The sequence below is a fragment of the Streptomyces sp. SAI-127 genome, from assembly GCF_029894425.1.
GTDB lineage: Bacteria > Actinomycetota > Actinomycetes > Streptomycetales > Streptomycetaceae > Streptomyces.
The window spans coordinates 61394-75759 of the sequence record NZ_JARXYJ010000002.1 but is presented as its reverse complement, the minus strand read 5'-3'; the positions used below and the strand labels follow the sequence as shown (position 1 = coordinate 75759).

The window sequence follows — 14366 nt, the reverse complement described above, 5'->3', positions numbered from 1 at the left end:
GGGACTCCTTCAGCTGCCGGCCGTCTCGCCGCCGCCGCGGACGCGCTCGCGGAGCGCGAGCAGTGCGTGCACCGCGTCGAGGGAGGGTGACAGGACACCGGTGCGGCGCGCGAGTTCGCGTACGGCGCCGATGAGGGCGTCGAGTTCGAGGGGCCGGCCGCGGTCCGCGTCCTGCAGCATCGAGGTGCGGAACGCGCCGAGCTTGCGGGCGATGTCGAGCCGGTCTTCGGCCGTCATGGCGCTTTCGATGCCGAGAGCGGCGCCGACGGCCGCCGTCTCGTCGAACATGGCGGCACAGACCTGCCGTACGTCCGGGTCGTCGAGGATGTCCAGGACGGTGGCGCCGGTGAGTGCGCTGACGGGGTTGAGGTTGACGTTGCCCAGGAGCTTCTCCCAGATGTCCCGGCGGATGTCGGTGCTGGTTTCGGGGCGGACGGGACCCATGGACAGGGCTTCGGCGCACTGTGTGACGCGCTGGGAGACGCCGCCCACCGGATCGCCGATGATCAGGCGGGTACCGCTGACATGCGTCACCCGGCCCGGTCCGTCGACCGCGCTGCTGAAGTGCGCCACCCCGGACATCGCCCGCTCCGCGGGCAGGAGCCGCAGCAGCTCCCCCTCGGGGTCGACCGACCGCAGCACGGGGTCCTGACCGGTGTGCTCGACGGTGGACAGCAGCCACCAGGGCACTCCGTTGGCCACGACCAGCACGTCCACGCCATGCTCGATCCAGGTCCGGACGCTACGGGCGGCTGACAGCAGGTACTGGCTCTTGACGCAGACGACGGCCAGGTCCGGGACGGGGAGCCGGGCGGCGTCGGATGCCGTGGGAAAGCGGTGGCGGACCTCGTCTCCCGTCTGACGGCCGCGCAGCAGGAGCCCCTGCGCGGCGATCGCATCGAGGTGCGGGCCCGGCCGTCCGAGCAGACAGACCTCGGCGCCCGAGGCGGCGAACGCCCCGGCGAGGGTGGCGCCGACGGCACCCGGGCCCACGACGGTGATCCGCGGTGGCAGGCTGCGCGGCGGGGATGCGGGCGGATGAGACATCGCCTTCGCACCTCCTTTTCGGGTGGGTCCATGGGCCGGTGTGACCGTTCGCAGCGAGCATGCGCCGCCTCACGGCCCCGCAACAATGTCGGTGCCTCCAGTCGCGGGGGTTGGGTGATGTAGATTCCGACATCACCGTGAACGGAGGCCGACATGACCGCGATGCCTCTCGAGCAGCTCGTCGAGGCCCTGCGAGGGGGTGTCATCAGCCTGCTGTCCGACGGCGGTGCGGGTGAATGGCACGTCACCGGCGCCGAGTTGCTGGACCACCCGGAGGCGCTTGCGACCACCGCACCCGGACACCTGTTGCTCGGGGTCGGCCTGGACATCGCCGACCGTGACGCATTGGGCGCTGCGCTTCGCACGGCGGCAGGCCAGTCCTGCGCACTCGCCGTCAAGTGCCCCACTCCCCCACCGCCGGAGGTGTCGGCACAGGTCGCCACGACCCGCGTCCCCGTCCTGGCCGTCGATCCGCAGATGCCGTGGACGCGTGTGCAGCGCCTGGTCACGACCATCCTGGCCGCGCGCGCGGCGGTCGCGGAACCGAGTGGCGGAGCGACGGGCGGCGACCTCTTCTCCCTGGCCAACGCGGTCGCCGGAATCGTCGGCGGCGCTGTCGCGATCATGGACACCCAGCAGGTCGTGGTCGCCTACTCGAACCTGCCCGACCAGCCCATCGACGAGACCCGGCGACGCGGCATCCTGGGCAGGCGGGTGCCCGAGGAGGCGATCGCCGATCACCTGGACCGTGAGGTGTGGGTGAGCGACACGGTCGTACGCCGGCACAGGCCCGGTGATCTGCCGCGCATGGCCGTGGTGATCAGGGCGGGCGAGGACGTACTCGGTTCCCTCTGGGTCGCGTTTCCCGACGAGACCGCGGCCTCCGACTGCGGACCCACTCTGCAGGAGGCGGCCCGGGTCGCGGCGCTGCACATGCTGGCGCTGCGCCGCCAGGTCGACGCCGAGCAGGAGAGCCGTGACCTCGCGCTGCGTCACGCGCTGGAAGGACGGTCGGGGCAGGAGGACCCGCCCGGCGGTGGCCGCCTTCCCGCCGTGCTGGTCGGGCTGGCCGAGGCGGTACAAGAGCGCGGCGACGAGGAGTCGTGGGAAACGGGCACCGCGGCCCGACGCCGCGCCGCTCTGCTTCGGGCGCTGGATCTGGCCGTCCTCGACGGACGCTCCCTCGGGTACGAACCCGCGGCGGCCCTGCTCGGCGACCGCGTCTACGTGCTGCTGCCGGCCGCCGGTTCCGGCTCCGTGTCCACCGGTGTCCTGCTGGACCACCTCCTGGACCGGGCACGGCACAGTCTGCACCGGTCGTTCATGGCGGTCGACTCCCGCACGGTCGAAACGACTTCCGGCCTGCTCGCGGCCCGCCGCGACATCGACGCCGCGCTCGACCACCTACGGGAGCGGCGCGCCGACCCCGGCGCGTACCACGCCGGGGACCTGCGTCCGGAGCTGGTACTGCGACGGCTCGTCGGCGCCGTACGCGAGGACGCGGAACTGCGCACCGGCATCGCGGAACGCCTGCGGGCACACGACGCCCAACACGCCACCGACTACTGCGCCACGCTGCTCACCTATCTGCGGAATTTCGGCGATGTCGGCGCGTCCAGCGCCGAGTTGCACATTCACCAGAACACGTTGCGGCTGCGGCTGCGCCGGGCCGAGGAACTCTTCGACGTAGCGCTCGCCGATCCGACACGGCGCCTTCTGCTGACGCTGGAACTGACGGCCCTGGCCGGCCTGTCGGAGCCGCCCACGAGAGGCTGATGTCGTATCGGCCACCGCTCCATCGAATTCACTGTCGATCCCGACATTGGCCGGCGAGCGGTCGCGCACCCATGCTCCTGCACACCGAGGCCTTCACCCGGTACCGGCGATGCCCACGCAGCAATCAAGGAGCACGGCAGTGACCGTTCTGGACACCCCGACGAGCACGGCGAAACCGGCGTACATGAGCGATGCGGAGTGGCGGGCGCGGCTCGAACTCGCCGCCTGCTACCGCGTCTTCCACCACCTCGGATGGGTGGAGATGATCTTCAACCACATCACCGTCGGGGTGCCCGGCGAGGACGGGCACCTCCTGATCAACCCGTTCGGTCTCATGTACGACGAGGTGACCGCGTCGAACCTGGTGAAGATCGACCTCGACGGCAACGTCCTGTCGGACTCGGAGTGGCCCATCAACGAGGCGGGGCTGCTGATCCACTCGGTGATCCACGCCAATCGGCCCGACGCGCACTGCGTCATGCACACCCACACCACCGCCGGCACCGGAGTCGCCTGTCTGCGCGACGGCCTCGACCCCGACAACTTCTACGCCGCCCAACTGCACGACATGGTCGCCTACCACGACTTCGAGGGCATCACCGTCGACCCCGAGGAGAAGCCACGGCTGGTGGCCGACCTCGCCGACCGCGATCTGATGATCCTGCGCAACCACGGCCTGCTGGCGGTGGGACCGACCGTCCCCGCCGCCTTCGCCGCCCTGTGGACGATGCAACGGGCCTGCGAGATCCAGCTCGCCGCCCAGCAGTCCGGGCAGCCACTGACCCCGGTGAGCCGGGAGGCGGCGGTGCGCTCGGCCAAGGAGTCCTTCCAGATGGGCGACCGTACGGAGGCGGGCAGGACCTTGTTCGACGCGCTGCGCCGCAGGATCGACCGCATCGCCCCCGACTACGCCGTCTGACCCCCTACCGAACGGCGCTGTCCAGCACCTCCCACTCCCCCGGGCCAACGACGACCCGCCGACGAACGGACTCCCCATGTCCCCATCCGCTCAGGCATCCGCTCGGACAACCGGCACGCGGAGTCAGCACCGCACGGTCGCGCTCGCCGCCATGGCGGGCACCACCATCGAGTGGTACGACTTCTTCATCTACGCCCTGTGCACCGGACTGGTGTTCGGCAGCCAGTTCTTCGACGGGCTCGGCGAGGACTCGCTGGTCATCTCCTTCGCGACCATCGGCATCAGCTTCTTCTTCCGGCCGGTCGGAGCCGCACTCGCCGGCCACCTCGGTGACCGGCTCGGCCGCCGCGCGATGCTGATCGCCACCCTGCTGCTCATGGGCATCTCCACCACCCTGATCGGCCTCGTGCCGTCGTCCGCCGCCATCGGCATGAGCGCCCCGGTCATCCTCGTGTTCCTGAGGATCCTCCAGGGCCTGTCGGCGGGCGGCGAGTGGGGCGGCGCCGCGCTGATCTCCGTGGAGCACGCACCACCGGGACAGCGTGGAAGGTTCGGTTCCTACCCGCAACTCGGCGCACCGCTCGGCCTGCTGCTGGCCAACGGCGCCCTCGCCGCGGTCACCGCGCTCACCACGGACGACCAGTTCCTCGCCTGGGGCTGGCGCATCCCCTTCCTGCTCAGCGTCGTCCTCGTCGCCGCCGGGTTCGTCATCCGCCGCAAGGTCGAGGAAAGCCCGGTCTACCGGGAGCTGAAGGAGTCCGGGCACCAGTCGCGTGCCCCGATCGCCGTGCTGTTCAAGAACCACTGGCCGCTCGTCGTGGCCGGTGCCCTGCTCTTCGCCGCGAACAACGCCGTCGGCTACATGACCACCGGCGGCTACGTCCAGAGCTACTCCGTGAACCATCTGGGCATGGGCCCGACGCTGATCCTCATCTGCGTCATGGTCGCCGCGGTCGGCTGGCTGGCCAGCACCTTGGCGGGCGGTCGGTTGTCCGACCGGTTCGGCCGCCTCCTTGTCTACCGAGTCGGTTTCGTCATCCAACTCGCCTGGATGTTCCCGTTCTTCGCGCTGCTGAACACGGCGAACACCGGTCTCGTCGTGGTGGCGCTCGTCCTCTACAGCATCGGCTTGGGGCTCACTTACGGTCCGCAGGCCGCGCTGTTCGCGGAGCTGTACCCCACCGCCGTCCGGTACAGCGGTGCGGCCCTGTCGTACGCCATCGGAGCCGTCCTCGGCGGCGCCTTCGCCCCCATGATCGCCGAAGCCCTGCAGTCCGGCACCGGCACCGTGTACTCCGTCGCCGTCTACCTCGCGGGAGTGACGGTGATCGGACTCGTCGTCACCTTCGTCCTGAACGAGCGCCAGGACGCGCCGCTCAGCGAGGCCGAGGCCGAGGCCGGCAAGAAGGACGAGCAGGCGGTCGCGACCGCCTGAGCACCCTCGGACCGGCCGACGCAACCCACGCCATGGCGAAAGGCGGTTCGGCCCGTTCGGCCCCACCACTCCACTCCCGTCCCCCACACATCGAGGAGCTCCCGCATGAACGAGCCGCAACCCGGCCTCATCCATCAGGCATCGCCCGAAGACCACCCTCATGGAGCCCTGACGCGCCGCCGCCTGTGGCAGCTCGGCGCCGCCGCGGCACTCACCGCCGGCGCTGCGTCGCTGCTTCCCGGACGCGCCTCCGCCGACACCTCGGTGTCCGCTGACCCCACCGCACAGGACTACTTCGACCGCGCCACCGAACTGGCCGGCGACAACCCGGTCCTCAAGAGCATCGTCAGCGCGCTCACCGCCGGTTACACCCCACCGAGGCCCGCCGCCCCCGCGCCCCTGCGGATCTTCGACAACGTCGCCGTGCTCAGCGTCGGTTTCGTGTCCGCCACGGCGATCCTCACCCCACGCGGCATCATCCTCGTCGACGCCCTCGACAACCCGGACGAGGCAGAGCAGTACATCGTCTCCGGACTGCGCAGCCTGGGGGCCGACCCTTCGACGATCAGGTACGTCGTGGTCACCCACGGCCACGGCGACCACTTCGGCGGCGCCCAGTACCTGGCCGACCAGTACGGCGCCCGGGTCATGATGGCCCCGGCCGACTGGGACCTCCTCGCCTCCACGTCCCCGGCCAATGCCCCCACCCGCGACCTGGACATCGCCGACGGCCAGAAGCTGACGCTGGGCGGCACCACCGTGACGCTCAACCACTCCCCGGGCCACACACCCGGCACCGTGTCGCCGATCTTCCCGGCCCGCTGGCGGGGCCGCACCCACACCGCGATGCTGTGGGGCGGGACCAACCCGCCCGCGGCCACCGCGAGCAAGGAGACCTACCTCTCCTCCGCCCTCACCTTCGCCTCCCGGACGAGGCGGGCCGGCGTCGACATCGAGCTGAGCAACCACGGCTTCGCCGACTACGGCCTCGAGCGCATGGAGCAGCTGCGCAGCGCGCCGAACCGTCGCGAGAACCCGTTCGTCGTGGGCACCTCGACAGCACAGCGCTTCATGAAGATCGTGGAGACCATGCTGCGCGGCCGCATCGCCCAGGATCAGGAGGCCGCCACCCCCTCGGGGACGACGATGCCGGCCACGGGCGCGCATACGGCAGGCTGCTGCTGAGGTCCGGGACGGCAGGACGGTCATCGAATGCGGGCGCAAAATGCGGGACGGCCGGGAGGGGTCGTGCGCTCGACCACATGTTGCGGAAAACGCCGCTTTCGTCGACATCGCAGAGGCGGGCCACCCAGTCGGTCGAGGGCCCGTCCGTGGCCGCGAAGACCACCACCCGGACGCGGCCGGTCACCCCCAGGTCCTCGGCGAACGGTTCCGTGGTGAAGACCAGGACGTCCTCACGCGCTTCCACGGCCGTCTGCCTCTTCGCCGACGGCAAATGCTCGGCTACACGCGTACGGCTACTGCAAGAGCGCTTCGGTCACCGGACCTGCTCGAGGGCGGGGCGCGTCAGCGCACACCTGCCGTGTCGAGCAGGGTCGTCACCGTGGGCGCGACGAGCCCGGTCAGGTTGTCGGCCTGGATTCCCGCGCGGGCGCTGGCGCCGTCGAAGACCAGGATGAGCTGCCGGGCCAGCAGGTCGGGATCGCTCGCGCCGCCCTGTTCGGCCTCGGAACGGAAAAAGCCGGTCAGGTCCGCTTTGATCCGGTGGGCCACCTGGCTCGCGGGGTGGCTCTGATTCTTGAGCTCGATCTGCACAGCCAGGTACCGGCAGCCCCGGAACTCGGGGAGACCCGCCTGCGACTCCACCCGCTCGAAGACGTGCAGGATCCGCTCGCGCGGTGATCGGCCGTCGTCCGCCGGCGGCAGGAGCGCGGCCACGAAGTCAGCGGCGCGTTCCTGCAGGCTCGCGGCCAGCAGTTCGTCCTTGCTCTCGAACAGCTGGTACATGGAGCGCTTGGACACCCCCGCCGCCTTGCACAGCGCCTCGACGCCGATGCCGACACCGTCTCGGTAGGTGAGCGTGGCCGCTGCCTCCAGCAGCCGCTCTCTGGGACTTGGCTTCACTTTGGTGGTCATACCGCGAGGTTAACTCCAATCGGACGAAATAGAAACCGATCGGTTTCCGAGGAGGGACAGACGCTGCACACGCCCCCCGGGGCGACACACACCGGCGCCACCCGGGGCAATGACCCCATCCCAGTAAGCCGCGTTGGTTCCGCTACGCCGGGGCAGCGGTCTTCTCGGGCTCCGTCTCGGCGGGGATGCGGTGCAGCCCCTTGCGGTCGTACCAGCCCAGCACGCCGAAGCCGAAGAGGGCGGCCAGTGCGAGGCCGACGGCCATCATGACCCAGCCCCGGGTCAGGCCGGCGTCGGCCTGGGCGTCGTAGTAGAGGATCGCGCGGATGCCGCCGGTGATCTGGCGCAGCGGCTCGAACTCCGCGAGGAAGCGGTAGAACCCGGGCAGTGCCTGAAGCGGCGTGGTGGCGTTGGCCGTCGGCACCGCCATCCCGATGAAGACCAGAGTGACCACCAGCATGCCCGGCGTGCCGAACACGGCGAGCAGAGTGAGGGCGCCGATGCCGGAGACCGCGATGGCGCACACCGAGTACAGCCACAGCAGCGGCAAGTGGGAGGCGTCCATGCCCATGAGGCCGACCGCGCCCGCCATGACCAGCGTGCCCATCAGCAGGGACAGCCCGGCCATGAGGGTGCCGGCGATGGCGAGGGTCTGCACCCGCGTCGCCCGGATCAGCGGACGGTGCAGGCGCAGCGGTCCCATGTCGTTGTGGGTGTAGCCGAGGGCGTGATCCACCTGGCCGCTGATGACGTTGGCGGAGAGCATGCCGCAGACCACCAGGACGAGCGCGTAGTAGAACGCCGTCAGGCCCAGGCCGCTGTGCGAGTCGAGCGGATGTCCGTCCTTGACGGTGACGGTGACGGGGTCGGCGAGCAGGACGCGTGCCGCGGCGGGCAGCTTCGCCTGCCCTGCCCCGCTCTGCGCGTTGAGCTCCCTGCCCACCTGGAGCGAGGCACTCTCGGCCGCCTGTGTCGTTGCCGTACGGGCCAGGGCGGAGCCCACGCTGCCGGCGGACTGGTTGGTCAGCACCGTCAGCGTCGGGCGGGCCGGGGTGCCGGCGGTCGCGGCGCCGGTCAGCGCGACGGTGGAGGAGGTGAAGTCGGCGGGGACGACGAGAGCGCCGTACAGCTTGCCCTTGCCGAGTTCCTCCTTCACCTCCTTCTCGTCCATCACCTTCCAGTCGATCTTGTCCTCGCTCGCACTGGACCTCGTGATCGACCCCGAGATCCGAGCCCCCAGGTTCACCTGCTTGCCACCGACAGCAGCCCCCTTGTCGGCGTTGACCAGGCCGACGGGCAGATTCTTCATGTGGTCGACGGGATCGATGTTGGCGCCGACGTAGAACACGGTGAACAGCAGCGCGAGGACGCCCGTGATCACGCCGTTGGCGATCCACAAGGGTTTGGCGCGCAGTACGCGGAAGGGGGGAATCCCACTCATGACTTGTTACTCCGGTCTGGGTTGACGCACTCGTATCCGGAGACGGCCGGACAGCTTCATTGCGGAGCGGCGGCCCTCGGAATGTTCGATCTCGGAAGCCGGTCGGACTCGACGCCATCGTAAACCGATCGGTTTCCGACTTCGTAGTTTCTGGCCGTTGAACCGGCGGCGTAGGCGGGCCCGGCGAGTTGGGTGGAGGCCAGCGACGCGGTGGTCGCCGTAAGGAACGTACGTCGCTTCATGCGAGCGTCTCCGTGTCGGGTCAAGTCACCGGAGAGCGCGGCGAGTTGCCGCATCACCTCGGCACGTGGAGGAGATGGCCGGACAGTGTGGTGGCCGGCGGAGGCCAGCGCCTCCGGCAGCCGCTCTCCCAGAGATGTCAACCGATCGCCCGAGTGCGGGCCGCGTCTCCGCTGCGCCGGAAACCCGGTCTCTTCCGGCTTCATCGCCCGGGGCTACCGCCAACTCCCGGAAGAGTGGCCGGGCCAAACGCCCAGTGGACCTGGTCTTCTCAGATCTACGGGGCCGTCGGCCGGGTCTTCGGAATCACGCTGCGGTCCCCGAAGGTGACCATCGCGTGCACGGGCATGGTGCTGGCGCGCATGAGCGCCGCGAGGCCCCGGCGGCCCTGTTGGCGGGCGAGCTCCGGCCCCAGGGTGGTCATCAGGGCGGTGAGGGCCGGCATCGGACGCCCGAAGAGCGTGATCTCCCTGATCTGTGCCTCGTCGTCGAGCCGCAGCAACTGCACCTCCTCGAACGTCTGGGACCCCACCCGCGCCCGGTAGACCAGCGCGTACGTGTCTCCCTCGCCGGTCTGGGTGTGGTAGCGGACGCCCTCGACCGCCGCGAACGCCGAGGTCAGGAAGGAGCGCAGCTGATCGGATCCCTCGTAGCGGAACTGCTCGGTGAGCGGCGAGCTGAGCACGACGTCCCGGCTCAGACACGCGACCGCGGCGTCGACGTCACCGCGTTCCTCGGCGGAGCGCCAGTTCGCCACGGTGGCGGCGGCGGAGTGCAGCGTCTCGGACATGGTCTCTCCCGGTATCGACGGCGCGATGGGGCTGCGGGGGGGGGGCGGGTGTCAGCCGGCGAGCTTGTTCATCTTGCGGATCTGCCTGTCGACGACCCAGGCAGGAACAAAGCGGAGTAGGCGCGCGCGTCCTGCCATGGGGCCGGCAGCATAGCGCAGTTTCGGCTTCGCGTCGGTCGCTGCCGCGACGACCGCCTTGGCGACAACGGCGGGGTCGTCGCCGTCCTCGATCGCATCCGCCATCAGGCGGTCGAAGACGCGCCGCTGCTCAGCGTAGGGCTGCAGGGGCGTGTCGGGCTTCGCACTGTTGGACTCGAATCCGGTTCTGGTGTACGCGGGTTCGACGAGAACCGACCGGACCCCGTACTCCCGGACCTCATGGTCCAGGGACTCGGAGTAGCCCTCGATCGCATGCTTCGACGCGCCGTAGACGGCCATGTAGGGAGCGGGGATGAACCCCTGCACGGACGAGAGGTTGATGATGCGCCCGCGCCCCTGGGCGCGCATGTGCGGGAGGACCTCCTTCACCATGCGCATGACCCCGAAGACGTTGATGTCGAAGACGCTCTGGGCCTGCTCGACGGAGGTTTCCTCAGCCGCACCAATCGAGCCGATGCCGGCGTTGTTGACCAGGACGTCGATCCGCCCGAACCGCTCGATCACCTGCTGGACCACGGCGCTGACCGACTTGTCGCCGGCCACGTCGAGGTCGAGGAACGTCACGCCGCCCAGCGGCGTGACACGTGAGGTGTCCCGGCCTGTGCCGGCCACGTCGAAACCCGCTGCGACCAGCGCGAGCGCGGTTTCCTTCCCGATACCGGAGGACGCGCCCGTCACCAGCGCCACCGGTCGATTTGTCGCCATCATGCACTCCCAACCCCTCTTGGAAACCGATCGGTTTCGCTTCACCTCACTGTAAACTGATCGGTTTCCAAGCACAAGCCGAAGCAGGGAACTGATCCCGGGCGCCGCGTCACCGGCTGTCGTCAGGTGGAGCTGACCGGCGTCCGCCGGCATGCCGACACGGGCTGTATGAACAGGAGCGTTATCACCGCGCCGCGATCGCCGAGCAGGCACTCAAGGGCTCCTACGGCACCTCACTGAAGCCCGAGCGGTCGGTGTTCGGCGACGATGTACGCGAGGTGCTGGAGGTAAAGGCAGACGGAGGCGCGGGCATCCCAAGCGCCGACGGCTTGCGGCCACCGCCAGGCACCGGACGCACCCAGGATGCGGGCGGTGCGCGACTGGGGTACCTGTCCGAGATTGCGCTGGACCGCTTCGACCGCCTCGGCACGGCGGATCTGACAGCTCGGGTCGATGAACTCGTCGGCGACAACCAGCAGGTGAACCGCGATCTCGCTCAGGCCCGCGAGCGAGTTCGCGCCTTGGAGGCCCAACTCGCCGAGACCCAGGACGACTTGGCGGCTGCTCGGGGAAGCCTCCGCAAGATGATCAAGGAAGGGCGTCAGTCGCCGCAGTGATCACCCTTGGGCTGGGCGCATGAGTCCGCCGGGCTGCCGCAGCGTCAGCCGCATCAAAGTGGCTGCCGCCGCGGGCTGGTCACGCCCCGGCCGGGGCGGGTAGTTCGGTTGAGCAGCCGCTGGAGCCAGTCCACGTCGGATGGCGCCGACTAGGTGTTGCGGGTCAGGACGTTGGTGACGGCGCATAGTGGTGGGCAAGATTGGTGGCGAGGTCGCGAAGGTGAGCCCTGGCTTCGGTGGGGCCGTGCACCGTGATGGCGTTCCCGAACGGCAGTAGTGCTCGCACGTCCTCCAGATGCAGGAAGCGGATTATTACCTTGCTGCCGGTGGCGGATTCTTCATGGTCGTCCCAGACGAGTCGTAGGCCAAAGATCCGTTGCGCTCGCTCGATCTGGGTCTGGTCGATGGTGGCGCTTACCTCTATCGCATGGTTGTGTTCCCACTGATCAATGAGCGCCGCAGCGACGGTGGCCAGGGTCTGGCTCTCGCGGATCCGTCGTGGCTGGTCGACTTCTTTCCACGTCGTGATCCGTTCGAGTCGGTACATCCGCGGCACCCGGGCACAGTCGGCGACGAGATACCAGATGCCGGCCTTGGCCAACAGCCCGTAGGGATCCACGACCAGGTCGCGTGGGCATGACGCGCGTGGGCTGTCGTACGCGATCCGTAGCCGGCGACCTCGCCGCACTGGGCCGATCAGCGAAGCCGGAGTCGTGCCGGAAGCTCGGGCCTGACGCCAGGAACGGCTGTCCACGTGCACTACGTCGGCGAGCGGCAGAAGCTCATCGACTCGACGTGGCTGTGTAGCGGCGATCTTGGAGAGCGCGCGCCGGCTCTCGACCGATGCGTTGAGCTCCGCACGTTGCCTCTCATCCAGCCCGGTGAGCGACAGATGATCACGCTCGCCCGGTGTGAGGCGCGTGAGGTCGAGTCCGGATCCGGGCAGCATGGTCACGCCTCCGAGGCGGCCCCGGTGTGCGGTCACCGGCAGACCGGCGTCGCGGAGCCAGTTCAGATCCCGGGTGATGGTTCGAAGGGACACCCCGAGCGCTGAGGCAAGTTCCTGTGTGGTCACGGCATCCCTCGATTCGAGGAGCAGCATCAGGCTGAAGAAGCGGTCTGGGGTCACACACCGATCTTTTCAAGAATTGCGACACGATACGGCGCATATCCCGGTGAGGCTGGTGGATGCGTACCTACCACCTGCCTGTTCGCCGAGTGGGTACGCGCACGCACCCCCCGATCCAGAAAGGTGCTCGCGATGAGTGCCCACACGACCGACGCCGCATCACCGGTGGCGTACCACCCAGGGTCTGCCGAGTACGACGAGCACCGTGCCGGCTTCCAGTTGCGGGAGCAACATCAGCCGGCCCAGGTGGTGGCGGCAGGGGCCGCCGGCGACGTCGTGGCGGCCGTCCGGCACGCCGCGGAGTCAGGTATGCCGATCGCGGTCCAGGCCACGGGACATGGACTCGCCAACCCGCTCGCCGGTGAAGGTGTATTGGTGTCGACGCGAAGGATGGACAGTGTCGATGTCGACCCCGGTGCCGGCACCGCATGGGTGGGCGCTGGAGCGCGGTGGCGCGACGTGATCGAGGCCGCCGCACGCCACGATCTGGCACCGCTGTCCGGGAGCATGCCGGGGGTCGGCGCTGTCTCCTACACGCTCGGCGGCGGCATCGGGCTGATGGCTCGTCGCTACGGCTTCGCCGCGGACCATGTCACGCGCTTGGAGCTGGTCACCGTCGACGGCTCCCTGCTGACGGTTTCGGAACACGAGGAGCCGGACCTGTTCTGGGCGCTCCGCGGCGGTGGCGGGAGCTTCGGCATCGTGACCGCGCTGGAGATGGCTTTGATGCCGGTCGCCGGGCTGGTCGGGGGCGGCCTGATCTTCGACCTGGGCGAGACGCCGGAGGTTGTCTCAACCTGGTTGCATTGGACGGCGACAATGCCCTCGGAGATGACCTCGGCGATGACCACGCTTGAGGTTTCCAAGCGGCACATGGCCCATGTCCAGATCGCCTACCTGGGTTCGGCTGCGGAGGCAGACGAGTTGGTGGCCCCGTTGCGGGCGTTGAGACCTGCGTACGACGGTTTGCGGGAGATCCCGTACCGGCGGTCCGACACCGTCTTCAGCGAACCGGATCAGCCGCACGCGTATGTCGCCGACAATGTCCTGCTGCGGGCGATCGACGAGGAACGTCTCCGCGACGCCATCGCCCTGTCAGCGCCAGGCCGGTCGGTTCGCTCCATCATTTCGGTACGTCATCTCGGTGGGGCGCTGTCCACTCCGCCGAGGGTGCCGAACGCAGTCAGCCACCGCGAGGCGATGTACCTGCTGTGTGTGGTATCCCCGACAACCAAGCCGAACGCGGCAAGTGCGCGGGCGCTGCAGGATGAACTGTTGGCCCGCTGGTCCGGGACCGCCGTAGGCAGCTCGCCGAACTTCACTCTCGGACGACCCGACCAACGCGCCGCCGCAGAACTGTTCGACGCCGAGCGTCGTGACCGATTGCTGCAGCTGGCCCGTAAGTACGACCCCGCCGGACTGTTGCGCCCCAGCTTCGTCATCGCCTGAGCACCTCCTACGAATGGTTGACCGATTGCGTGGCCTCGGCCGTGGGCCGGGTGGGGAGGAGGGCGAGGAGCTGTTTCGTGTGGCCGGGCAGTTCTGCCTCCGCCAGGCCAGTGACGATGTCGCGCAGCGACATGGGCTGATCGACCAGGAGGGTGTCGTTGGACAGGAGCCGTGCGGGCGCGAGGGTACTGAGCTCGGCGTCGCTGAGCGCCGCACCTCCGGCGAGTGCACACAGGGCGGCTGCCTGGCCGCTGATGCGGTCCCGGAGCCCAGCGTTGCCGCCGGCGTGAGCGATGGTTCGCTCGATGGTCCAGGCGTCGAGGGCGATCCGGTTGTCGTACGTCGTGTTGGCCCCCGCTGCGATACCTGCGACGGCGGCGATGGTGGCGGCGCCGATGAGAGAGACGTGCGCAAGGATCTGGTCGGCGTTCCACTCGCCGTGTGGTGGGGCGGGGTCGTCGGCGTCGGCCACGGTGGCGGCTGCGTCGAGCAGTGCTCGGTAGGCGTCCTGGAGTGGGGCAGTGTCCAGCATGTCGTGCACCTCTCTGGGCGGTACGGGGAA

The 14366-nt window shown here is 69.3% G+C and carries 14 protein-coding genes; 6 read left to right on the top strand and 8 right to left on the bottom strand.

All coding sequences use genetic code 11. From position 1 onward, the window contains the following. Positions 1-9: 9 nt before the first annotated feature. Positions 10-1047 (bottom strand): 2-dehydropantoate 2-reductase, encoded by a 1038-nt coding sequence (locus M2157_RS46015; protein ID WP_280868428.1) that lies wholly within the window; start codon positions 1045-1047, stop codon positions 10-12. Between the two features lie 153 nt (positions 1048-1200). On the opposite strand from M2157_RS46015, the gene M2157_RS46010 reads away from it, so the two are divergent. The 4 genes from M2157_RS46010 to M2157_RS45995 all read left to right on the top strand — a co-directional run bounded on the left by M2157_RS46010 (position 1201) and on the right by M2157_RS45995 (position 6362). Then, positions 1201-2823, top strand: coding sequence for a helix-turn-helix domain-containing protein (locus tag M2157_RS46010; RefSeq protein WP_280868427.1), 1623 nt, complete (start codon positions 1201-1203; stop codon positions 2821-2823). Between the two features lie 139 nt (positions 2824-2962). Continuing rightward, positions 2963-3742 carry a class II aldolase/adducin family protein gene (locus tag M2157_RS46005; protein WP_280868426.1) on the top strand — a complete coding sequence of 260 codons (780 nt, stop codon included), beginning with the start codon at positions 2963-2965 and terminating at the stop codon, positions 3740-3742. A 76-nt stretch (positions 3743-3818) separates the two neighbouring features. Beyond that, positions 3819-5177 (top strand): MFS transporter, encoded by a 1359-nt coding sequence (locus tag M2157_RS46000; protein ID WP_280868425.1) that lies wholly within the window; start codon positions 3819-3821, stop codon positions 5175-5177. Between the two features lie 105 nt (positions 5178-5282). Continuing rightward, positions 5283-6362, top strand: coding sequence for an MBL fold metallo-hydrolase (locus tag M2157_RS45995; RefSeq protein ID WP_280868424.1), 1080 nt, complete (start codon positions 5283-5285; stop codon positions 6360-6362). Here M2157_RS45995 and M2157_RS45990 read toward each other — a convergent pair. The 5 genes from M2157_RS45990 to M2157_RS45970 all read right to left on the bottom strand — a co-directional run bounded on the left by M2157_RS45990 (position 6247) and on the right by M2157_RS45970 (position 10609). Further along, complete coding sequence (locus tag M2157_RS45990; protein ID WP_280868423.1) at positions 6247-6606, bottom strand: CocE/NonD family hydrolase C-terminal non-catalytic domain-containing protein; 360 nt, start codon at positions 6604-6606, stop codon at positions 6247-6249. The genes M2157_RS45995 and M2157_RS45990 overlap by 116 nt on opposite strands. A gap of 98 nt (positions 6607-6704) precedes the next feature. Further along, complete coding sequence (locus M2157_RS45985; protein WP_280868422.1) at positions 6705-7274, bottom strand: TetR/AcrR family transcriptional regulator; 570 nt, start codon at positions 7272-7274, stop codon at positions 6705-6707. 142 nt (positions 7275-7416) lie between these two features. Further along, the gene (locus M2157_RS45980; protein ID WP_280868421.1) at positions 7417-8715 is read right to left on the bottom strand and encodes an SNG1 family protein; all 1299 of its coding nucleotides are present in this window, start codon (positions 8713-8715) and stop codon (positions 7417-7419) included. Between the two features lie 517 nt (positions 8716-9232). After that, a complete protein-coding gene (locus tag M2157_RS45975; RefSeq protein WP_280868420.1) occupies positions 9233-9745 on the bottom strand; it encodes a nuclear transport factor 2 family protein in 513 nt (170 codons plus the stop codon). Positions 9746-9796: 51 nt separating this feature from the next. Continuing rightward, entirely contained in the window at positions 9797-10609 is an 813-nt protein-coding gene (locus M2157_RS45970; protein ID WP_280868559.1) for an oxidoreductase, read from the bottom strand. A gap of 254 nt (positions 10610-10863) precedes the next feature. Here M2157_RS45970 and M2157_RS45965 point away from each other — a divergent pair, with 254 nt between their 5' ends. Continuing rightward, positions 10864-11226, top strand: a complete 363-nt coding sequence (locus M2157_RS45965; RefSeq protein WP_280868419.1) for a hypothetical protein — start codon at positions 10864-10866, stop codon at positions 11224-11226. A gap of 163 nt (positions 11227-11389) precedes the next feature. On the opposite strand, the gene M2157_RS45960 is transcribed toward M2157_RS45965, so the two are convergent. After that, positions 11390-12355, bottom strand: coding sequence for a WYL domain-containing protein (locus M2157_RS45960; RefSeq protein WP_280868418.1), 966 nt, complete (start codon positions 12353-12355; stop codon positions 11390-11392). A gap of 132 nt (positions 12356-12487) precedes the next feature. Between M2157_RS45960 and M2157_RS45955 the strand changes: the two genes are divergently transcribed. Next, a complete protein-coding gene (locus tag M2157_RS45955) occupies positions 12488-13804 on the top strand; it encodes an FAD-binding oxidoreductase (protein ID WP_280868417.1) in 1317 nt (438 codons plus the stop codon). A gap of 7 nt (positions 13805-13811) precedes the next feature. Here the strand turns inward: M2157_RS45955 and M2157_RS45950 are convergent, their stop codons facing one another. Beyond that, positions 13812-14336, bottom strand: coding sequence for a hypothetical protein (locus tag M2157_RS45950; protein WP_280859573.1), 525 nt, complete (start codon positions 14334-14336; stop codon positions 13812-13814). Between the last annotated feature and the right edge of the window lie 30 nt (positions 14337-14366).

Bases quoted from the DNA above. Each gene is read 5' to 3' on its own strand.
- M2157_RS46015 (WP_280868428.1), bottom strand. From the start codon at position 1,047: ATGTCTCATCCGCCCGCATCCCCGCCGCGCAGCCTGCCACCGCGGATC.
- M2157_RS46010 (WP_280868427.1), top strand. From the start codon at position 1,201: ATGACCGCGATGCCTCTCGAGCAGCTCGTCGAGGCCCTGCGAGGGGGT.
- M2157_RS46000 (WP_280868425.1), top strand. From the start codon at position 3,819: ATGTCCCCATCCGCTCAGGCATCCGCTCGGACAACCGGCACGCGGAGT.
- M2157_RS45995 (WP_280868424.1), top strand. From the start codon at position 5,283: ATGAACGAGCCGCAACCCGGCCTCATCCATCAGGCATCGCCCGAAGAC.
- M2157_RS45985 (WP_280868422.1), bottom strand. From the start codon at position 7,274: ATGACCACCAAAGTGAAGCCAAGTCCCAGAGAGCGGCTGCTGGAGGCA.
- M2157_RS45980 (WP_280868421.1), bottom strand. From the start codon at position 8,715: ATGAGTGGGATTCCCCCCTTCCGCGTACTGCGCGCCAAACCCTTGTGG.
- M2157_RS45975 (WP_280868420.1), bottom strand. From the start codon at position 9,745: ATGTCCGAGACGCTGCACTCCGCCGCCGCCACCGTGGCGAACTGGCGC.
- M2157_RS45970 (WP_280868559.1), bottom strand. From the start codon at position 10,609: ATGGCGACAAATCGACCGGTGGCGCTGGTGACGGGCGCGTCCTCCGGT.
- M2157_RS45955 (WP_280868417.1), top strand. From the start codon at position 12,488: ATGAGTGCCCACACGACCGACGCCGCATCACCGGTGGCGTACCACCCA.
- M2157_RS45950 (WP_280859573.1), bottom strand. From the start codon at position 14,336: ATGCTGGACACTGCCCCACTCCAGGACGCCTACCGAGCACTGCTCGAC.